An 18,448-nucleotide genomic window follows, 5' to 3' on the forward strand; every position below is an offset into this window, starting at 1 on the left:
GTCAGCGCGTCGTCTACCGCAACCTTGAGGGAGACGCGGGCACTGATTGCGTCCTGCACCACCCCGGCTGGGACCGCGCCCGAAGATACTCGCATTGATGGAAGTATCATGAATGCGAGTATCTCCAGTGCCCTTCGCCACCCCACCTCAGCCCTCCTGGTCAGCGGCGAACGCACCCTGGCGGCGGAGTTCCCCACCGAAGCCCAGGCCCGCACCGTTCTCGGCGCGATCGGCCACGGAGAGCGCACCTTCACCCTCATCGGCCGCGCTGCCGGCGACCTCCACCCCGGCTCCCTGACCCGCTCTCTCCAACTCCTCACCGGCCGCCGCATGGTGGACGCCGACCTGCCCCTGTCCACCCGGCCCAGCCGCGAGACCCGCTACCGCATCGAGGACCCCTACCTCCGCTTCTGGCTCTCCTTCATCGGCCCCGGGATCCCCACCGTGGAACGCGGCCGGGGTGACCGCGTCCTGGAGACCATCCGCGCCCACTGGACGACGTGGCGCGGGCGCGCCGTGGAACCCGTGGTCCGCGAGGCCCTCTGGCGCCTCATCGACGACCACCTCCCGGCGGGCACCCAGACCATCGGGGGTTACTGGACCCGCACCAACGACCCCGAGATCGACATCGTCGGCGCGGACCGCTCGCCGATCGCCAAGAGGGTCACGGCGGTGGGCTCCATCAAGTGGCTGGAGAACAAGCCCTTCGACCAGCGCGACCTCGCCCGCGGGTGGGCCCTGTGGGCCCGCCACCAGAAGATGAGGCCCCGGAGGCCCTGGCCGCTCGCGGCGCTGGAGCCGGTCACGGTGGTCGTGGGGCACCAGGTGTGGACGCGGATCGTGTCGCGGTTCATGGTGTCGTCCTTTCGTGTTGGCGTGCGGTCGTAACGGTCGCGCGACGGCGTCGAGTTGTCGTGCGTCGGTGCGGAATGGTCGGGCGAAGCAGCCCCTGGGTGGGGCCGGGCATCGGCCGTCACGACTCCTGCTCGGCAAGGGCCAGTTGGCGCCGACCCACGGCAATGAGTTGCTCCACCGCACGCGGATGGCACAGCCGTCCGGGCATCTCCATGGGCACCGGCCAGTACGAGCGGCCCGGCGAACTCCGGACACGGTCCGGGCCTGGCACTCCGAGATACGAACCTGTGCCCAGGCAAACGGCGTCCCGCTCCTCCCACCGGTGCGCTGCACGCACCGGCACCAGGGCGTAGAACTGGCGGCGGTGATGGTCGGCGATCACCGGCCCGCCGCGCAGGGCGTCACGCAGGCGGGCGTCCAGGGTTTCCTGGTCGCCGGTGCCGGCGGCGGCCTCCACGAGTTTCCGGCCGATACGGACGGCCGCGAAGCGCACACCGCATGCCAGCAGCGTGACTCCGGACTCGGCCCACTCCACCCGGGCCTGCCCGCGGTCCGGCGCCGCGCAGAGCAGCCAGTGAGCCACCGCGTTGCCTTGGCCCCGCCGCTGGGGCGCGATGGCGCCGTGGGGCGGCGGTCCGTCAGCCAACGGCAGGTGCTGGACTTGGCCAACAGGCATGCCGCTGTCCCGACATGAGGCGTGACGGGCGTCGGAACCGATCTCCACGGTGCAGCTCCCCGGGGCGTTTTACTGAGGGTGTGGAGACGGCCCGCGACCCCGACGGGAATCGCGACCGGCACCACCATCGTCAGTCACGCTATGGAGCTGCGCGGTTACATCCCAGCGGCGTAGTTCACCATTCGTCCGGTCACGGACGGGCCGGGCAGGACGCTTTGTCCTACTCCTCGTTCACAGGCTCGGGTCAACCCCGAGGCGCGCCGCCAGCCCCCGGAGCGGTGTGTTCCTGCGGCGCTCGGCCTCGAGCATTTCCCGCACGGTCGCAGCCGCCAGCGTCTGATACCTGATCCATTCCGGCTGTTCGTGCTCCACATCCAGCAGCGTGGCCAGGGCGCCGTCACCGTCCCCGGTCTGGTACTGCGCCTGAGCCACGTCCACGCGGTGCGCCGCGCTGTGCACTGGACGGGAGATCGCCGACAAATCGACACGTTCGGCAAGGGCCAGTGCCTTGTCCGGCGCGTTGTCCTCCCCGGCGAGAGCGATGTTCACCTGCTGTGTCTGCACATCCACTTGCGAGAAGGCGGTGCCATAGAGACGGACTGGACGCGAGCGAACGGCTGCTGACTCGGCTACGTTCAGCAGTTCTTCCGCTTCGCTGCGCCGACCGCGCCGTGCGGCAGGGGTCGCCGCGGCGAGCAGCAGATTCCCGTAGACAGCGAGCTGTGCTCTATCCGGCTTCCGGAACGCCGGCTCCAGATCCTCGGCCTTGCGCTCCGCGACTCGCTGCGCTTCCTCCCAGCGGCCCTGACGCAGCAGGACCCAGGAGAGCGTGGACACTCCCATCCCGGACATCAAGGCGTCCGAGGCGCGCTCGGCTGCTTCAAGCTGTGCCTTCACAGCCTGGAACGCCCAAGCCGTATGTCCGGCCTGAGTCACCAGGCAGGCTGCGAGCTGGTAGGCGAGAGCAAGACGGGCCCACACTCGGAGCGCTTCCGGACCGGTCGCCTCGCGCGCGACGGCCCGCCCATCCCGCAGCAGATGAGGAAGTTGGCCGGCGAGTGTGCTGTAAGCACCGCGCCAATAGAGGGAAGTGGCTTCCCCCACGGCGTCCGCCCACGCGTCAGCCCGGGGCGGGTCCTCCTCCACCTCGTCGATGGAGATCCCGGGGAGAGCGGTCACGTCCTGAATGGCGTCGCGGAGGGCGAGAAGCCCTCCCGTGTCGTCATCGGACTGATGGGCGGTGACGGTGGGACTGCCGAGAAGACGTTCCAGTTCGGAGTCCAGGGCGGCGGCGATCGCACGGAGCGTCGTGAGGCGGGCGGATTGCCGTTGTCCCTGCTCCAGTTTGCGGATGGTGTCCACATGGACCTCTGCTCGTGCAGCCAGCTCCTCCTGGGTGACGTCGCGGAATTCCCGCAGGGCGCGGATACGGTCGCCGATACTGCTGGCTTTCACCATGGTTGACCCCCGGCCGGACGGTTCTTTTCCCTTCACGCTACGCGCGGGCGGAGCGGTTGGTCATGGAACAGGGGAAGACATGCCCGGAGAAGGGAACAGCGTCAAGCGCGAGGCGATGCGGTCCGAGCCGGAAGCCGCCCCCGGCCCGTCCCTGGCCGCGTACGCCCTCCGGAGACACCGCAACGCCGGTAACGCAGCCGGGCGGGCAGCCCGGGGCCAGGAGACTCAGCCCGTGCCAGAGGCGACGGGGCCGGCTGTCCGTGCGAGCGCATCCTTGCGGGCCGCGAGCAGGAACAGGACGGCAGCGGCGGCGATGAAGCCGAAGCCGAGGATCATGCAGGTCATGACCGTCTCGTAGGAGGCGTCGGCGATCCGCGGGATGCTGTTGAGGAGCACGAGGGCGTAGCAGCACAGGAAGCCGTAGGCGCGAAGCCGCAGCCCGGCCTGCCGCTTCCGCATCGACGCCGGTATCCAGCCCGACAGCAGCGCCACCGGCACCGGCAGCATGAGCGCTGTCGACACGGCCGGCCCGATCCAGTGGTACACCGGATTGCCGTTCATCCATGCCCCCTTCGTCGACGGTCGCCGGCCTGGAGAAGCCCGACGGGCTCGTCCATGCACGGCTATCAGACCACGTCGAATTCGTTGCCCTCGGGGTCCTGCATGGCGGCGGCGTAGAGCCCCATGTCCGGCTCGTCCTTGATCCGCAGCACGGTGGCACCAGCTCTGACCAGCCGTTCCACCGTGGTCTTGACCCGCTGTGTGCGGATGTCCAAGGGGACGTCACGGCCACCGCCGACCTTGAGGTCGAAGTGCCACCGGTTCTTGGCGGCCTTCGGCTCCGGGACCTGCTGGAACCACACCCTCGGCCCACGCCCCGCGGGATCGGTGATCGACTCCGGGATGTCCCCGGCGCCGGCCGGCAACTCGGCCTCGGGAACCCCCATCGCCGCCCAGTAGGCACGCCACGTGGCGTGCCTGCCCGGCGGAGGCTCAGGAACGTAGCCCAGGGCCTCGGCCCAGAAGGTCACCATTCTCTGCGGATCGGAGCAGTCGATCGTCAGCTGCAGTGTCATCTCCATCCGCGGAGCATCCCAGGCAGGTCTGACAGGCGATCCTTTTTCGCCGCGACAGGCCCTGGCGGGGGAGCGAACGAGTCCTGATCACGCCAACGGGGGCGGCGGCGCCGGTGCTTGTCTCGGTTCTCGCCCAGTGTCCCGGCGAGGGAAGCGGCTCGGCCGTGCGCCTGATCGAAGACGCGACGCGAGCGCCCCTGCCCGGAGCCGCGGCCGGCCTTCGCGATCAGCTCCTCCTTGTCCCGTGGATCCGCTGGAAGCGGAGAGCACCTGCGGCCGGCATCAAGTCTCCCGCTCGTGCAGGAAATCGTCCCGGACGTCCTCCACGAAGGCGCGCATGGTGTCGCCGGCCAGGGCGGTGCCCGAGAAGCGCTCGAACTTGGCGGCGTACAGGGCCACATCCCTCGGGTCCGTCACGGTCATCTCGGCGTGCGTCGTCTCCACCGTCACCAGGCGGTCGTCGCGGATCACGAAGGAGTGGCCGGGCACATCCCGCTGTGGAACGGCCAGGGGTACGACGCGGATGTCCACGTGCGGCAGCCGGGACAGCGAGATCAACCGGTCCAACTGTCCGGCCATCATGAGCGGCGGGAGGAGGCGCCAGCGCAGCACCGGCTCCGTGATGACGAAGCGCAGTTCCTTGCCGTGCTCGTACAACACCGTCTGCCGGGCGATCCGCGCACCGACCGTGCGGGACAACATCTCCTCGCCCAGTTCCTTGCCGGACAGGACGGCCCGCATGTACTCCGGGGTCTGGAGCAGGCCGGGGATCAGTGAGGGCTGGAAGAGGCGGAGCAGCGTCATGGACTGCTCAAGAGCGCGGATCTGCTCCTGCTTGCGGTGGAAGCCCATCCGCCGGTAGAGCCTCCACGCCGTCGCCTCCGTGGCCTGCGCGCGGGCCGCGGCCATGTACTGGGACTTGACCTCTTCGGACACGCCGAGGGCGGTGAGAATGCGTTCCACGTCCGCCACGCTCGGCGCGACGCGGCCGTTCTCGATCTTGCTCAGCTTGCTCGTGGACATCACGGCGCCGCGGGCGACGGCCTTGGCCTCCTTGCCGGATGCCTGCCGAAGCGCCCGCAGTGCCGCGCCCAGCTCTGCCCGGTTCACTCCGTCCCGTGCTTCTCCCACCACTTGGTGAACGGCACCGACTGGGCCAGGGCCACCTTCCGGTAGGTGGTGAACTCGGATTCCACCTCTCCTGCTGATGCCTCTGTGGCCGGCCGGAACGCCGGGCCGAGAAAGGCCCCGGCCTCGTCGTAGTTCAGGACGACCGGGTCGCGACCGTCGAACAGCCAGAAGTCCGGCGCTCCCGCCAACGGATTCGGACGGTCGGTCGTGTCGAGGATGAAGAACTCCTCCCCGGCCGCCATGTTCGTCAGATAGCCCCAGCCCAGCTCGTACCGGAGATACGGGGTCAGCGGCCGGGACAGCACATGCACGCGCAGCATGCGCTTACCGCTCTCCGTCGCGCGGCGCACCGTCTTGAGCCAGGCGGCGTTGTACCCCTCCGGCTTGGGTTCCCCCGCCAGGAAGGCCCGGTAGGCGTCCGAGTTGCCGGACTGCCCGTAGTCGTCGAGGGTCTCCAACCGGAACGCCTCCACCTCGAAGGAGGAGAAGCGGGCGGCCAGGTCGTCAGATGCGCTGATCACGGAGAACCTTCCGGAGGAGTTCCACGGGGATCTCGACGACGGTCTCGTGTGCGGGCAGCGCCAGTCCGTGATCGAGCGGAGTTTCTCCCCGTACGAGGATGGTGTCCCGGTCCGTCGCGTAGAGCGTCGGGCAGTCCCCGTTCTCACAGGTGCTGGCCAGTTTGGTCATGCGCACGATGCCCCCTCGGTCGAGTCGCGGTCTGTCTACCCGATGCTCATGGGGGCTTACGCGGAGGAGCAGCAAGACTCTGTTGCCGGAACGGGAAATCGACCCTCCGGGGCCGGGCATCGCGACGGCCCCGTCCAGGAACACCGGGCTCGCCGGACCGGCGCGGTGCCGCACCCTACGCGGGGTCGGGCCCGTCAAGGAAGCGGAGCAGTACGGCGGCCTCCGCGCGGAGGCGGGCGGCGCGGTCGGCCTGCGCCGGTGCGGTCAACTGCGCTGCCGCCGCCAGCCGTTCGGCGGCCTCGGCGCGGACGACGTCCACCACACCGCCCTCGCTCAGCTCACGCCGCACCGCCTCGGTCGTACCCGCCCCGACCGGTGACTCCTCCAGGGACCCGCCACGGAGCGCGGCCTCGCCCACGGGCACCGCCTCGGCGTTGTCCAGCGCGGCGAGCGTGGTGCGCAGCGCGCTCACCGCCGCCTTGTCGCGGGCACGCATCGCTTCGGGCAGGGCTTGGCGCATACGGAGACGTAAAGACATGGCAGCGACCCTATGGACGGGCCCCCGGCCACCACAACGCGATATACCCGGAGTGCCGCGCCCGCTCCGGGCCGGGACCCCGATGGTCCCTCGTCCAGTGCCCGCGCGGCCGCGGCGTGCGCCGGCCCGTCTCCTCCGCCCCCGTTGGAGTGAACAGGACGTCCCGGAGGCCGCCACCCCCGATTCCCCCGCCCGGGACCAGCGCCGGACCCTCCGGATTCGAGCACGCTTTCGGTACCGGGTGGCCGTACCGACCAGAATGGCGGGCATGGGGAAAACTTACGAACGCATAGACGGAAGGCTGCGCGCCTTCATCGAGGCACAACCCGTCTTCTTCACGGCGACCGCGCCGCTGGACGGCGACGGCACGGTCAACCTGTCACCCAAGGGCGTCACCGGTTCCTTCGCCGTGCTCGACGAACACACGGTCGCCTACCTCGACTTCGCCGGCAGCAACGCCGAGACCGTCGCCCACCTGCGCGAGAACGGCCGGATCACCCTGATGTGGTGTGCCTTCCAGGGCCCGCCGAACATCGTGCGCGTCCACGGCCGAGGCGAGCCGGTCTTCCGCGACGACCCGCGCTTCGAGGAACTGCTCACGCACTTCCCGGACGTCGACCCCGCGCCGCACGGGCTGCGCGCCGTCATCGTCGTGACGGCCTCCCTCATCCGCGACACCTGCGGTTACGCCGTTCCCTTCATGGCCTACGAAGGCGAGCGCGACCTGCACCGCAAGCGTTTCGAGCGGGAGGACGACGCCTCCCTGTCCCGGTACTTCGAGAAGAAGGAGCACATCGCGGCCAGCATCGACGGCCTTCCCGGCCTGCCGCTTCCGCTGCCGCCCCGGAGTGCCCGGGATCCCCGGGAGGCGGCCCCGCAGGCGTAGTCCTCGTCCGGTCCGGGCCCGGGCGGTCCGGGCAGCGAAGCGGCCCGCCGGCCGCCCCCGTGAACCGGGGGCGGCCGACGGGCCGTTGTCGCGCCGCGGCGCGGGACTCAGTCGTGCGGGACGACCGCGACCGGGACCGAGCAGTGGTGCAGCACCGCGTGGGCCACGGAGCCGAGGTGGGTCCCCACCGGCGAGCGGCGGATACGGCGGCCGATGACGACCAGGGAGGCGTCGCAGCCCGACTCCAGCAGATGGTCGGCCGGCTTGCCGATGACCGCCTGCGCCTCCACCTCGACCCCGGGGAACTTCTGCCGCCAGGTGCGCAGGATGTCCGCCAGCTCGCTCGACCGGCGCTCGCCGGTCTCGGCCTCGCGCACCGCGGCGGCGTCGGGGAGGTCGCCCTGGAGCGGCAGGCTCCAGCCGTGCACCACGCGGAGCCGGGTGCCGCGCCGCGCGGCGGTGTCGAAGGCGAACTCCAGCAGTTCGTCACTGGGGTTGGACAGGTCCAGCCCGAGGACCACGTCCTTGTACGGAGTGGCGGTGGAGGCCTGCCCCGCCGCGTCCGCCCGGTGCTCGTCGCCCGCCTGCTCCCCGGCCCGTACGAGGACGACCGGCCGGCGGGCGTGGGCCGCGGTGGACAGGCCGACCGAGCCCACCATGAAGCCGGTCAGGCCCTTGAGCCCGCGGGAGCCGAGGACCAGCAGCTCCGACTCGTCCGCGACGAGCGGCAGCACCTCGGCCGGGTGGCCCCTGAGCTGGTCCCGGCTGATCTCCAGGTCCGGGTGGCGGGCGGCGAGTTCCTCGGTGGCCTCGCGCGGGATGCGCTCGGCCCAGTGGCGCTGGACCTCGGCGTTGGTGTGCGGCGGCAGCGGGTAGGGCAGCGGCTCCCAGACGTGGACGACGCGCAGCGGCAGTCCGCGGAGCTCAGCCTCGCGGGCCGCCCAGTCGGCGGCGGCGACGCTCTCGCGGGAGCCGTCGAGACCGAGGGTGACGGGACGGGACATGGTGGCTACCTCCAGGGATTCGAACGCCGTGGTGACGTCCTTGCTTCGGTTACATACTCGCAGGTAGCAAACGGCTGCCGGAGGGCCGCAAGTCCCGGTCGTGGCACCGGCGGTCCCGGAACGGGCCGGGCCCTTCCGCGCCGGGTGCGGCGGTGCGGAAGGGCCGAGGGGCGCGGGCGGCCGGTGACGGCGCACCGGCCCGACGGCTGGACGGGGCCGGACGGGGCCGGGCCGGGGGCACCCCGGGGTGCCCCCGGCCCGGCGCGGCCGTCAGAGCCGGGCGGCCACGTACTCCGTGAGGTCCAGCAGCCGGTTGCTGTAACCCCACTCGTTGTCGTACCAGCCGAAGACCTTGACCAGTTCGCCGCGCGCCTGCGTGAGCGGGGCGTCCACGACGCAGGAGGCCGGGTCGCCGACGATGTCGCGGGAGACGATCGGCGCCGTGCTCACCCGCAGCACGCCCGCCAGCGCGCCCTCGGCCGCCTCGGCGAACGCCTCGTTGATCTCCTCGGCGGTGGTCTCGCGGCGCAGCACCAGCGCCAGGTCGGTGAGCGAGCCGTCCTCGACGGGGACGCGGACGGCGATGCCGTCCAGGACCCCGGCCAGCTCGGGCAGGACCAGGCCGACGGCGCGGGCGGCGCCGGTGGACGTCGGGATGATGCTCACGGCGGCCGTGCGGGCGCGGCGCAGGTCCTTGTGCGGACTGTCCAGCACCGACTGGTCGTTGGTGTAGCCGTGGATGGTCGTCATCAGCCCCTTGACGATGCCGAAGCGTTCGTGGAGCACCTTGACCATCGGGACCACGCAGTTGGTGGTGCAGGAGGCGTTGGAGACGATCTCGTGCCGCTCGGGGTCGTAGTCCGTCTCGTTGACGCCCATGACGATCGTGGCGTCCACGTCCTTGCCGGGCGCGGAGAGCAGCACCTTGCGGGCGCCGGCCTTGAGGTGGCGGGCGATCTCCTCGCGGGTGCGGAAGCGGCCGGTGGCCTCGATGACGATGTCCACGCCGTGCTCGGCCCAGGCCAGTTCGGCCGGGTCGCGCTCGGCGGTGACGGCGATGCGGTGGCCGTCCACGGTGATCGAGTCGTCGTCGTGCGCGACGGGGCGGCCGAGCCGGCCGTAGGTGGAGTCGTACTCCAGGAGGTGGGCGAGGGTCGCCGTCGGCGCGATGTCGTTGATGGCCACCACCTCGACCGGTGTGGTGTCGTCCGTCCGCCCCAGGGCGCTGCGCAGGTAGTTGCGCCCGATGCGGCCGAATCCGTTGATGCCTACCCGTACGGTCATGGTCCGTTCCTCCGGAACGTGTGCTGGCGGTGGTGTGGTGACGGCGGTGCGGGCGCCCGGTACGAAAGCCGGGTCCGGACACCCGGCCGGGCCGGCGGTGCTGGGCGCCGGCCCGGTCGGAGCTTTCGCGCCGCGGCTCATGAGGTCAGAGGAGCCAGCGGTTCTTGCGGACGAGGGGGAGTTCGGCCCACTTGCGGCCCAGGCCCCAGGTGTTGCCGGCGTAGGCGGCGGCGAGGGCTATCAGGACCAGCGCGTAGATGAGGTGGTAGTCGGCCACGGGGTTGGTCGACATGCTCGGCGCGCCGTTCGAGAGGTGTTGTGCGAGTGGCCATTCGGCCGCCCACATCAGCATCATCATCAGGGAGCCGGCGGCCGCGGTCAGCCGCAGTGCCACACCGCTGAGGAGCGCGACGCCGATGCCCAGCAGGCCCAGCATGAACAGCCAGTTCGCCCAGCCGGCGCCGGCGATGTCGTGGAAGAAGGACTCCAGCGGTCCGACGGCGACGTGGCTCAGGAAGCCCTCGGTGGGCGATCCGCCATCGATCCAGCCCTTGCCCGCGGGGGTGGCGTAGCCCCAGCCGAAGGTCTTGTCGAGGAAGGCCCACAGGAAGACGAAGCCGGTCACGATCCGGACGATCGCGAAGGCCTTCGCCCCGGCCGGGGTCATCACGGCGCCGTGCTCCGGAGCGGTCTGGGCCGCCCGCTGGGACGGGACCTGCATGCTGTGGTTCAGACGGGGTTCCTGCATGACGGCCATGACGCGCTCCTTGACTCGGGGTGGACCCTTCCGGGTGTCTCCCGTCCGGTGGCTCCCGGTCGGGTGATGCTTCAACCATGGCGCCTCGGACCGGTGTGCGACCGGTGCCGAAAGACCGCCTCGTACGGGCCCAACGGCCCCGGTTTCCCGGGCCCCTTGGACGCCGGGCGGCCCGGGGCGGTCCGAGGCCGGGGAGCCGGCGGGGCCCGGCCGCGGAGGGTCCCGGGAGAGGTCCCGGTGAGGCCCCTGCCGGAGCGCCGTACGGCCCGGGCCCCGGGGGGCCGAACGGCCCCGTGACCGGCCCGGGCAGCCCCTGTGACAGGCCGGTGGCCGGACGGATCGTGGAATCGCGACCCGTGGCCGCGCCACCCGCGTCCGGCACACCGCCGGCGGCGGGCGGGCGGGACGAGCCGGACGAAGGAACCAGCGCACCGGACCGGCCCGCCGGGGACCGGGAGAAGAGGAGATGGCCATGAAGCAGCGGAAGGTCGGCAGCGTGATGACGGGCGACGTCGTCCGGGTCACCCCCACCACCCCGTTCAAGGACGTCGCGGCCCTGCTCGCCGAGCACCGCATCAGCGGGGTGCCCGTGATCGACGACGACGAGAAGGTCCTCGGCGTGATCTCCGAGACGGACCTCATGGCCCGGCAGACCGAGAAGACGGACTCGGGGGAGCGGCGCCACCGCTTCCGGATCACCCCCTCCGCCCACCGGACGGCCGCCAAGGCCCGCGCGCTCACGGCCGGCGAACTGATGTCCTCCCCGGCGGTCACCGTGCGCGCGGAGAGTTCCATCGCGGAGGCGGCCCGCATCCTGGCCCGCTTCCGCATCGAGCGGCTGCCCGTGATCGACGAGGAGGACCGGCTGGTCGGCATCGTCACCCGGCGCGACCTCCTCCAGGTCTTCCTGCGGCCCGACGAGGAGATCCGCGCCGAGGTGATCGACGAGGTGCTGGTCCGCACCCTGTGGCTGGTGCCGCAGGCCATCAAGGTCACCGTCACCGACGGCGTGGTGACGCTGGAGGGCGAGCTGGAGCGCAGCAGCGAGGTGCCCGTCGCCGTCCGGATGACCGGGCAGATCGACGGCGTGGTCTCCGTGGTCGACCGGCTGACCTCCCGGTACGACGACTCGCGGCTGCGGCCGGTGGAGGCGTCGACCGCGCAGGGGACCGTCGACGACTGGCTGCGCAGCCTCTGATGGCCAGGGCCCTCGGGCTCCCGGAATCCCGGGCATCCCGCATCCGTACCCGTCGCACCCCCGAGCGCCACACCGAGCGAGGAGGAACCGTGCAGAGCGGAGAGCACATCGTCAATGACGTGATGACGCATACGGTCATCGGCGTCGGCCGGGACGCTCCGTTCAAGGAGATCGTCCGGACCATGCTGGAGTGGGAGATCAGCGCCCTGCCCGTACTGGCCGAGGACGGCCGGGTCATCGGCGTGGTCTCCGAGGCCGATCTGCTGCCGAAGGAGGAGTTCCGCAGGCACTGTCCCCCCGCCGAGGACCGTCCCGGGCGCCGCCGGGACATGGCGAAGGCGGAGGCGTACACCGCCGGGGAGCTGATGACGTCCCCCGCCGTCACCGTGCGGGCGGGCGCCACCCTCGCCGAGGCCGCCCGGATCATGGCGCTGCGGAAGGTCAAACGGCTGCCGGTGACCGAGCCCGGGGGCACGCTCGCCGGCGTCGTCAGCCGGGGAGACCTGCTCAAGGTCTTCCTGCGCTCCGACGAGGACATCGAGCAGGAGGTGCGCCGCGAGGTGACCGGCCCGCTCTTCGGCGCCTCGGCGGCCGTGGAGGTGCGCGTGAACCAGGGCATGGTGGTCCTCGCCGGGCGCATCCCGGACTGTTCCCTGGTCCCCGTCGCGGCCCGGCTGGCCCGCGCGGTCGCCGGTGTGGTGGACGTGGAGTGCGCCTTCGCCGGGCCCGAGCCGTGCCCGCCGGCCGTGCCGCCGGTCGTCCCGCGGGCCGGCCTGCGGGCCGTCCCGCCGCTCACGGTCGGGGGCGTGCCCGAGGCCTGACCCCGGGCAGGGCCCGGCCCTCCCGCCGCGGCCGCACCCGCCCCGGCGCGGGGCGCGCACCGGTCCCCGTACGGATCCGGGTCAGGGGGATCCGTCCGGGGACCACCGCCCATCCGGCGCGCGCGGCAGTCGTGTTGGGGTCCCGCCGGGCCGGTGACCAACGGACGCCGCCCGGGGACCGTTCGGCCCTAACCGGCCGGTCCCCGGCGGCGTGACGATCGGTGACAGCGACGGTTCACCACTCCCCGAGGGACACCATGGCCGAGGAACGCGAGGCAGCACCGGACAAGCCCATCAGGGTCTTCCTGCTCGACGACCACGAGGTCGTCCGGCGCGGGGTCCAGGACCTGCTGGAGTCGGAGCCGGACATCAACGTCGTCGGCGAGGCGGTCACCGCGGAGCAGGCGGTCGTCCGCGCCACCGCGCTCCGCCCCGACGTCGCCGTGCTCGACGTACGGCTGCCCGACGGCAACGGCATCGCCGTCTGCCGCGAGCTGCGCGACCGGATGCCGGACCTGGCCTGCCTGATGCTCACCTCGTTCGACGACGACGACGCGCTGCTCGACGCCATCATGGCCGGCGCCTCCGGCTACGTCCTCAAGCAGATCACCGGCCTCGACCTGGTCTCCGCCGTCCGCACGGTGGCCTCCGGGCAGTCCATGCTCGACCCCGCCACCACCGCCCGGCTGATGACCAGCCTGCGCGGCGAGGACGAGGAGGCGGAGGCCCGGAACGAGGTGCTGGCCGACCTGTCCCCGCGGGAACGGGAAATCCTCGGCCTCATCGGCGAGGGGCTCACCAACCGCGAGATCGGCCGGCGGCTCTACCTCTCCGAGAAGACCGTCAAGAACCACATCTCCCGGCTGCTCGCCAAGCTCGGCGTGGAGCGCCGGATCCAGGCCGCCGTCCTGGCCACCCAGGCGGCGCCGCAGCCGTCCCTGCAACACGGCCACTGCTGAACCCCGGGGCCCGGACGGGACCGGGACCCGGACGGCGCGTTTTCCACGGCGCGGGCATCCCACGCCGGGCACCGGGAGGACTGACGACATGACGACCACCGCCCCGCCGGACACGGCCACCCTGGAGAAGCTGATCTCCGCGTCCGTGGCCGCGCCCTCGATGTACAACACCCAGCCCTGGCGCTACCGCATGGACCCCGCCACCGCCGTGGTGGAGATCCGCGCGGCGGCCGAACGAGCCCTGCGCCACGCCGACCCGGTCGGCCGCGCGCTGCACGTCTCCGTCGGCGCGGCCCTGTTCAACCTGCGCGTGGCCGCCGCCCACCTCGGCTGGGAACCGGTCGTCCGCCTGCTGCCGCGCCCCGGCGAGCCCGAACTGCTGGCCTCCGTACGGCTGGCCGGCCGGCCCCGCCCGGGCAGCCACCGGCCGGACCTCTACGACGCCCTGTGGCACCGGCACAGCAGCCGCTTCCCGTTCTCCGCGCACCCGCTGCCGAGCCGCCTCCCGGCCGAACTGACCGAGGCCGCGCACGCCGAAGGGGTGCTGCTGTCCTTCCCCGGCCCGACCGAGACGGCCCGGCTGCTGCGCGTCACCGCGGAGGCCGAGCGCCGCAACACCCACGACCAGACGCGGCGGGCGGAGAGCCGCCGCTGGATACGGGAAGGGGCGTTCGACGGACTGCCCGGCTCCGTACTGGGCCCGCAGGACGCCACGGGGCAGCTGCCGATGCGGGACTTCGCCGGACTGCGCCCGGCCAGCGGCCGCCCGACCGCCGTCTTCGAACGGCGCCCCGTCATCGCCGTCCTGTCCACCACGCACGACCGCCGCGCCGACTGGCTGCGCGCCGGACAGGCCCTGGAACACGTGCTGCTGGTCGCCACCGCCGAGGGCGTCCGGGCGTCCATGCTCCACCAGGGCCTGGAGTACCCGGACCTGCGGTGGGCCCTCGGCGACGGCCGCGGCCGCCCCCGACACATCCAGATGCTGATCCGCCTCGGCTACGGCCCTGTAGGCCCGGCCACCCCCCGCCGCCCGGTCCGCCTGATCCGCGACCGCTGACGGCCCGGCCCGCCCTGCTGACGCCCGGGCCCGCCCCACGGACCGCCGAGGGGCACCGGCTCCGCACCCCGACGGGCAGGCCCTCCCCGGACCGCGCCGACGGGCCCGGTCCACCCCGACCGGCGGTGGCCCCGGCGGCACCGGGCCGCCGCCCCGCCCGTGCTCCTCCGGCACGGGAACCCGCGCCCCGGACGCCTCCGCCAGTCCGGGGCGCGGGCCGTGGTTCGGGGCGCCGTGCTGGATGGGGCCGACTCGGGCTGTGGCTGAGCCGGAGAGCCGTTCACCCAGGGGCCGAAGCCGTGGCGATCAGTGTGCCGATGTGCCCCGGGACGGGAGCCTCCAGCACCCGTACGTCAACGTCCCGGAACCCCGCGCGAGTGAGGAAGCGGGCCCAGACCTCCGGCTTGTAGCTGTAGCGGTAGGTGAACAGGGCCGGACCGGCGAAGCCGCCCTTGTACATGCCCTGCGGCCCGTAGGCCCCGGGAATGGCGGGCGGCTGGGAGAAGGCGAAGACGCCACCGGGGTTCAATCGCTGTGCGACCAGCGGGAAGAGGCGGCCGGGATCACAGAACCACGCGGCCCCGAAGACCGAGTACACGGCGTCGTAGGCCGCCCGGTCCTCCGACAGGAACTCCAGGACTTCCGCACACACGAACTCGACCCCGAGCGGCCCCCACCGCTTCGAGACGTTCCTGACCATGACGGGGGAGAGGTCCACCCCCTTCGCCGTGACCCCCCGCTGGGCGAGGCAGGCGAGCGCCCGTCCGGTGCCACACCCGATCTCCAGCACACTGCCCGGGCTGCCGAGGAGCTCGGGCCCCGGGCCGTGGCCTTTGTACTGCGTCCAGTTGAAGACGGGCTCGGCATCCGTCACGTCGTTGCGGGCACTGCCGGCATAGGCGTCCCAGAGTTCGCGCTCCGCGGCGATGTCATGGGGTACTGGCACGTCAGCTCCTCACTGGTGTTGTCCAGCGACATGCCCGCCTCCTCCTGCTGATGGCAGGACGAGGTGGAGCGTTGACCGAAAGTCAGTCTGCGGTCGTAGTCGTGGGCCGTGGATCCTCGTCGGTGGTAGTGCTGACCGAGCACCACACGGTGCCGTCGCCGTCCGTTCCCCACGCGTCGGCGATGTGGTCGACGAGCTGAAGACCGCGGCCGTTCTCCTCGTCCGGGCCTGGATCGCGCAGGCCGGGCCGGCCCGTGGACTCGCCGGCAACGGTGAGATGGATCTTCCCGTCCTCCCGGGTCATGTGGAGACTCGTCCGGTCGCCCCGGCCGTGGCGTACGGCGTTGCTGACGAGCTCTGAGACCAAGAGCCGCATCTCGTCCACGAAGCCGGCGAGTTCCCAGCGCATCAAGTACTCGGTCACCACAACGCGGGCGCGGCCCGGCCAGCGGTATGGGTCGCCGTCCTCGGCACGGTCGAAGACGAGGTCCAGCCGGTTGGCGCGGTTGGCGCGGTTGGCCGGGGTGCCGTACGCCGGAACGCGGCCATCGGGGGCGCGGTTGACGAGTGTCCCGGAGACGGGGCGGGCCGCGTCGGCCGTGTCCGGGAGATCGGCGTGAGCACCGCGGCTCGCGAAGGCGGGGGATGGTGCCATGGCGAAGAACCTCTTCCGTCGAGCGCACTCTTCCGGGCTTTCGTACGCTCAGTAAACTGACGGAAGCTTTGGGTAACTACGGGCCCGGTGGGCTCGGGTCGCTCAACGTGCTCAATGCCGCCGCCAGGGGAGGGGTATGTCCCGTCAGGGAAGGCAGCCGAACGACGCGCTCCGTTCCGTCCTGCAAGAAGCCGGGATGAGCTACGCGGCTCTTGCGCGGCGCGTTCGCGAGGTGGCCGCGGAGAACGGCGACGACACGGTCCGCACGAGCTCCGTGGCGGTGGCGTACTGGGTGGCGGGGACTCCGCCGAGGACGACAACCACTCGCTATGTCGCCGAAGCTCTCTCCCGGAGACTCGGGCGTCTCGTCACGCCGGCCGACATCGGGCTACCGTCGCCCGAAGACGCCAACGGCCCCGGACTCGCAGCCGATCCGGTCGAGTCCCTCGCGCACCTAGGACGGGCGGACGTGGACCGACGCAGGTTTCTCAGCACCACCGCGTACTCGGTGAGCGCTCTGGCGCTGCCCCTTTCCCCGGGGACCGCCGAGGCGGCACAGCGAGCGCGGCGAGCCGACGCCGGCGGGCGTATCGGAGCAGCGGAGATCGCCACCGTCCGCGAGGTGACGAAGGTCTTCACCAGGGCTGACGAGCGGTTGGGCGGCGACACGGGCCGGTCGGCGGTCGTGGAGTATCTCGCCACGGACGTGGCGGCCTACTGCCGTGGCACGTTCGCCGACGACGGGGTGCGGCGCGGCATGTTCGGAGCCGCCGCCGAACTCGCGTATCTCGCCGGCTGGAAAGCCCACGACGCCGGACGGGCAGGACTGGCACAGCGCTACTACTTGCATTCCTTCCAGTTGGTGGAGGAAGCGGACCCGCGAGCGCACGCCGGATACGTCTTGCGGATCCTGGCGCACCAGGCGTTCGACAACGGCCACAACACGCACTGCGTGGACTTGGCCGACGCGGCGCTGACCCGAGTCCGCGGGCGCGTCGACAAGGAGACGGAAAGCCTGTTCTGGCTCACCCTGGCCCGAGCGCACGCGGCCGAGGGCAACCGCGCCGGGGCCCTGTCCGCCATCACCACGGCCGAGAGGCTGGTGGACACCGCGAAGGCGGAGCAGCCGCCCGGCTGGGCGAGTCTGGGCGGCCCGCCGGAGGCGCGGCTCGCCAACCAGACGGCAAAGGCCCTGACCGCCATGAGGGACGTGAAGGCCGCCGAAGAGCAGTACCGGCGCTCCGCCCGCTGCTGGAACCCGGCGACGCATCCCCGGATTCACGCACTGACTCTCGCCGACCTGGGACATGCGCAGTTGACTCAGGGGCGGATGGACAGCGCATGCGGAACCTGGACGATGGCGCTGCGCGGGTTGCGGGGAGTGAACTCGGCCCGTGCCCGGGGGGCCGTAGCGGATATGCGCCGCAGCCTGGCGGTGTTCCGCAACCGCGGCTCGGCCGAAGCCACAAGGCTCGACGAGCACGCCGCAGCATGGCAGAGCGCCAACACCTGACAGCGACGAGGGGCACGGCACGTGGGAGAAGGGGCAGGCATGGACCGGACCGAGGGCGCGAGGTTGTTCCGGGAGGCGTGGATCGCGGGCGTGCGCGCGCACTTTCCCGGTGAGCCGAAGCCCGGCTATGTGACGCCCTGGGACGAGACGCCGGAGTGGGAGCGGGCGGCGGCCGGAGCCGTCCACGAGCAGGTGCGCCAGTTCCTCGAACTCAGCGGCGGGCACGCCTCGCGTCTCACGCGGGAGCAGAAGGGGCGCTATGTCGCGACCTGCTGGATCGCCCAGATGTACCAGCACTTCGAGGACCCCAAGCCCGGTTATGTGGCCGACTGGGCCGAGTTGCCCTCCTGGCAGCAGGAGACCGACGCGGACATCTTCGAGGCGATCGAGAAGTCGCTGAACTGACGCCATGTGCCAGGTGCCGCTTGTACCGTCCCAGCGGTGCTGCGGCCGGGTGTCACCCCCTGGATCCGGCTCAGCCGTGCGGTGACTGCTGTCTGCTCGCGGCGATCTCGACAGCGATTCTCAGTACGGCCGTAACCATCCCCGGGGCGACCATCCAGAGGGGAAGGCCACTCTCGCTGAGCCATGTGGCGGGCTTTTGGATCAGTACTGCGGCGGATGCGCACAAGTGGCAGACGGCGATGGCCGTGCCGGCTCTCGCGCGGCTCGGGAAGGTGAACGGGAGGAATGCCCAGATCGCCATGAGCCCGAGCACCACGAGAAAGTAGGCTGCGGCCATCAGCGCCATCGTTCGATTCCCCCGTTCACCATCCGGATGATCCGCGGTCGGTTCTGTGGTGTTCGGCGAAGCGCACCGGCTCGCCGACCCCGACCTGGTGCGTAATCCTGCGCCCCGGTGTCCGGCGCGATGGCGCGGGCGGACCGCTCCGTGATGTTGCCGACCGGACCTCGGCCGCGGTCGCGCTTCCACACCACCG

At 71.8% G+C, this 18,448-nt stretch carries 21 protein-coding genes and 1 pseudogene; 8 read left to right on the forward strand and 14 right to left on the reverse strand.

Features of this window, described 5'->3' with window-relative positions; all coding sequences use genetic code 11:
* Positions 1 to 129: 129 nt before the first annotated feature.
* Positions 130 to 888: pseudogene (locus tag IF83_RS0103205) on the forward strand (DUF234 domain-containing protein); the annotation flags it as partial.
* Positions 889 to 973: 85 nt separating this feature from the next.
* Here the strand turns inward: IF83_RS0103205 and IF83_RS0103210 are convergent.
* The 8 genes from IF83_RS0103210 to IF83_RS0103245 all read right to left on the reverse strand — a co-directional run bounded on the left by IF83_RS0103210 (position 974) and on the right by IF83_RS0103245 (position 6,382).
* On the reverse strand, positions 974 to 1,531 hold the full coding sequence (locus IF83_RS0103210) for a hypothetical protein (protein ID WP_158710987.1): 558 nt from the start codon (positions 1,529 to 1,531) through the stop codon (positions 974 to 976).
* 231 nt (positions 1,532 to 1,762) lie between these two features.
* On the reverse strand, positions 1,763 to 2,989 hold the full coding sequence (locus IF83_RS0103215; RefSeq protein ID WP_030542470.1) for a helix-turn-helix domain-containing protein: 1,227 nt from the start codon (positions 2,987 to 2,989) through the stop codon (positions 1,763 to 1,765).
* Between the two features lie 225 nt (positions 2,990 to 3,214).
* On the reverse strand, positions 3,215 to 3,550 hold the full coding sequence (locus tag IF83_RS31010; protein ID WP_051722402.1) for a hypothetical protein: 336 nt from the start codon (positions 3,548 to 3,550) through the stop codon (positions 3,215 to 3,217).
* Between the two features lie 65 nt (positions 3,551 to 3,615).
* On the reverse strand, positions 3,616 to 4,071 hold the full coding sequence (locus IF83_RS0103225; protein ID WP_030542472.1) for a VOC family protein: 456 nt from the start codon (positions 4,069 to 4,071) through the stop codon (positions 3,616 to 3,618).
* A gap of 276 nt (positions 4,072 to 4,347) precedes the next feature.
* On the reverse strand, positions 4,348 to 5,175 hold the full coding sequence (locus IF83_RS0103230) for a helix-turn-helix domain-containing protein (protein WP_037678402.1): 828 nt from the start codon (positions 5,173 to 5,175) through the stop codon (positions 4,348 to 4,350).
* Entirely contained in the window at positions 5,172 to 5,717 is a 546-nt protein-coding gene (locus IF83_RS0103235; RefSeq protein WP_030542474.1) for a DUF6879 family protein, read from the reverse strand. Before IF83_RS0103235 ends, IF83_RS0103230 begins: the two co-directional genes overlap by 4 nt.
* Complete coding sequence (locus IF83_RS0103240; RefSeq protein ID WP_394297298.1) at positions 5,701 to 5,886, reverse strand: hypothetical protein; 186 nt, start codon at positions 5,884 to 5,886, stop codon at positions 5,701 to 5,703. Before IF83_RS0103240 ends, IF83_RS0103235 begins: the two co-directional genes overlap by 17 nt.
* A gap of 175 nt (positions 5,887 to 6,061) precedes the next feature.
* Complete coding sequence (locus tag IF83_RS0103245) at positions 6,062 to 6,382, reverse strand: hypothetical protein (RefSeq protein WP_030542476.1); 321 nt, start codon at positions 6,380 to 6,382, stop codon at positions 6,062 to 6,064.
* 310 nt (positions 6,383 to 6,692) lie between these two features.
* Here IF83_RS0103245 and IF83_RS0103250 point away from each other — a divergent pair, with 310 nt between their 5' ends.
* Complete coding sequence (locus IF83_RS0103250) at positions 6,693 to 7,310, forward strand: pyridoxamine 5'-phosphate oxidase family protein (protein ID WP_051722403.1); 618 nt, start codon at positions 6,693 to 6,695, stop codon at positions 7,308 to 7,310.
* A gap of 107 nt (positions 7,311 to 7,417) precedes the next feature.
* On the opposite strand, the gene IF83_RS0103255 is transcribed toward IF83_RS0103250, so the two are convergent.
* From IF83_RS0103255 to IF83_RS0103265, 3 genes are all read right to left on the reverse strand, one after another.
* Positions 7,418 to 8,314, reverse strand: a complete 897-nt coding sequence (locus IF83_RS0103255; RefSeq protein WP_030542478.1) for a universal stress protein — start codon at positions 8,312 to 8,314, stop codon at positions 7,418 to 7,420.
* Between the two features lie 270 nt (positions 8,315 to 8,584).
* The gene (gap, locus tag IF83_RS0103260; RefSeq protein WP_030542479.1) at positions 8,585 to 9,598 is read right to left on the reverse strand and encodes a type I glyceraldehyde-3-phosphate dehydrogenase; all 1,014 of its coding nucleotides are present in this window, start codon (positions 9,596 to 9,598) and stop codon (positions 8,585 to 8,587) included.
* 145 nt (positions 9,599 to 9,743) lie between these two features.
* Positions 9,744 to 10,355: a DoxX family membrane protein gene (locus IF83_RS0103265; RefSeq protein WP_030542480.1), complete on the reverse strand. Its 612-nt coding sequence runs from the start codon at positions 10,353 to 10,355 to the stop codon at positions 9,744 to 9,746.
* 472 nt (positions 10,356 to 10,827) lie between these two features.
* Here IF83_RS0103265 and IF83_RS0103270 point away from each other — a divergent pair, with 472 nt between their 5' ends.
* The 4 genes from IF83_RS0103270 (at position 10,828) to IF83_RS0103285 (ending at position 14,393) form a co-directional block, all read left to right on the forward strand.
* The gene (locus tag IF83_RS0103270) at positions 10,828 to 11,553 is read left to right on the forward strand and encodes a CBS domain-containing protein (RefSeq protein WP_030542481.1); all 726 of its coding nucleotides are present in this window, start codon (positions 10,828 to 10,830) and stop codon (positions 11,551 to 11,553) included.
* A gap of 89 nt (positions 11,554 to 11,642) precedes the next feature.
* The gene (locus tag IF83_RS0103275; protein ID WP_394297296.1) at positions 11,643 to 12,374 is read left to right on the forward strand and encodes a CBS domain-containing protein; all 732 of its coding nucleotides are present in this window, start codon (positions 11,643 to 11,645) and stop codon (positions 12,372 to 12,374) included.
* 257 nt (positions 12,375 to 12,631) lie between these two features.
* Positions 12,632 to 13,333, forward strand: a complete 702-nt coding sequence (locus IF83_RS0103280; RefSeq protein WP_030542483.1) for a response regulator — start codon at positions 12,632 to 12,634, stop codon at positions 13,331 to 13,333.
* Between the two features lie 88 nt (positions 13,334 to 13,421).
* Complete coding sequence (locus IF83_RS0103285) at positions 13,422 to 14,393, forward strand: Acg family FMN-binding oxidoreductase (protein ID WP_030542484.1); 972 nt, start codon at positions 13,422 to 13,424, stop codon at positions 14,391 to 14,393.
* Positions 14,394 to 14,673: 280 nt separating this feature from the next.
* Here IF83_RS0103285 and IF83_RS0103290 read toward each other — a convergent pair whose 3' ends face one another.
* Both IF83_RS0103290 and IF83_RS31015 read right to left on the reverse strand, forming a co-directional pair.
* Positions 14,674 to 15,339 carry a class I SAM-dependent methyltransferase gene (locus tag IF83_RS0103290; protein WP_030542485.1) on the reverse strand — a complete coding sequence of 222 codons (666 nt, stop codon included), beginning with the start codon at positions 15,337 to 15,339 and terminating at the stop codon, positions 14,674 to 14,676.
* Between the two features lie 82 nt (positions 15,340 to 15,421).
* A complete protein-coding gene (locus IF83_RS31015; protein WP_051722404.1) occupies positions 15,422 to 15,994 on the reverse strand; it encodes an ATP-binding protein in 573 nt (190 codons plus the stop codon).
* Positions 15,995 to 16,130: 136 nt separating this feature from the next.
* On the opposite strand from IF83_RS31015, the gene IF83_RS0103300 reads away from it, so the two are divergent.
* Both IF83_RS0103300 and IF83_RS0103305 read left to right on the forward strand, forming a co-directional pair.
* Positions 16,131 to 17,507, forward strand: coding sequence for a tetratricopeptide repeat protein (locus IF83_RS0103300; protein ID WP_037678407.1), 1,377 nt, complete (start codon positions 16,131 to 16,133; stop codon positions 17,505 to 17,507).
* A 39-nt stretch (positions 17,508 to 17,546) separates the two neighbouring features.
* A complete protein-coding gene (locus tag IF83_RS0103305) occupies positions 17,547 to 17,912 on the forward strand; it encodes a hypothetical protein (protein ID WP_030542488.1) in 366 nt (121 codons plus the stop codon).
* 70 nt (positions 17,913 to 17,982) lie between these two features.
* On the opposite strand, the gene IF83_RS0103310 is transcribed toward IF83_RS0103305, so the two are convergent.
* Positions 17,983 to 18,258, reverse strand: coding sequence for a hypothetical protein (locus IF83_RS0103310; protein ID WP_030542489.1), 276 nt, complete (start codon positions 18,256 to 18,258; stop codon positions 17,983 to 17,985).
* Positions 18,259 to 18,448 lie beyond the last annotated feature (190 nt).

The sequence above is a fragment of the Streptomyces albus subsp. albus genome (genome assembly GCF_000719865.1).
In the GTDB taxonomy this organism is placed as follows: domain Bacteria; phylum Actinomycetota; class Actinomycetes; order Streptomycetales; family Streptomycetaceae; genus Streptomyces; species Streptomyces albus_E.

Bases quoted from the DNA above. Each gene is read 5' to 3' on its own strand.
- IF83_RS31015 (WP_051722404.1), bottom strand. From the start codon at position 15,994: ATGGCACCATCCCCCGCCTTCGCGAGCCGCGGTGCTCACGCCGATCTC.
- IF83_RS0103285 (WP_030542484.1), top strand. From the start codon at position 13,422: ATGACGACCACCGCCCCGCCGGACACGGCCACCCTGGAGAAGCTGATC.
- IF83_RS0103245 (WP_030542476.1), bottom strand. From the start codon at position 6,382: ATGCGTGCCCGCGACAAGGCGGCGGTGAGCGCGCTGCGCACCACGCTC.
- IF83_RS0103270 (WP_030542481.1), top strand. From the start codon at position 10,828: ATGAAGCAGCGGAAGGTCGGCAGCGTGATGACGGGCGACGTCGTCCGG.
- gap (WP_030542479.1), bottom strand. From the start codon at position 9,598: ATGACCGTACGGGTAGGCATCAACGGATTCGGCCGCATCGGGCGCAAC.
- IF83_RS0103210 (WP_158710987.1), bottom strand. From the start codon at position 1,531: ATGCCTGTTGGCCAAGTCCAGCACCTGCCGTTGGCTGACGGACCGCCG.
- IF83_RS0103305 (WP_030542488.1), top strand. From the start codon at position 17,547: ATGGACCGGACCGAGGGCGCGAGGTTGTTCCGGGAGGCGTGGATCGCG.
- IF83_RS0103215 (WP_030542470.1), bottom strand. From the start codon at position 2,989: ATGGTGAAAGCCAGCAGTATCGGCGACCGTATCCGCGCCCTGCGGGAA.
- IF83_RS0103240 (WP_394297298.1), bottom strand. From the start codon at position 5,886: ATGACCAAACTGGCCAGCACCTGTGAGAACGGGGACTGCCCGACGCTC.
- IF83_RS0103280 (WP_030542483.1), top strand. From the start codon at position 12,632: ATGGCCGAGGAACGCGAGGCAGCACCGGACAAGCCCATCAGGGTCTTC.
- IF83_RS0103225 (WP_030542472.1), bottom strand. From the start codon at position 4,071: ATGGAGATGACACTGCAGCTGACGATCGACTGCTCCGATCCGCAGAGA.
- IF83_RS0103250 (WP_051722403.1), top strand. From the start codon at position 6,693: ATGGGGAAAACTTACGAACGCATAGACGGAAGGCTGCGCGCCTTCATC.
- IF83_RS0103265 (WP_030542480.1), bottom strand. From the start codon at position 10,355: ATGGCCGTCATGCAGGAACCCCGTCTGAACCACAGCATGCAGGTCCCG.
- IF83_RS0103310 (WP_030542489.1), bottom strand. From the start codon at position 18,258: ATGGCGCTGATGGCCGCAGCCTACTTTCTCGTGGTGCTCGGGCTCATG.
- IF83_RS0103300 (WP_037678407.1), top strand. From the start codon at position 16,131: ATGTCCCGTCAGGGAAGGCAGCCGAACGACGCGCTCCGTTCCGTCCTG.
- IF83_RS0103255 (WP_030542478.1), bottom strand. From the start codon at position 8,314: ATGTCCCGTCCCGTCACCCTCGGTCTCGACGGCTCCCGCGAGAGCGTC.
- IF83_RS31010 (WP_051722402.1), bottom strand. From the start codon at position 3,550: ATGAACGGCAATCCGGTGTACCACTGGATCGGGCCGGCCGTGTCGACA.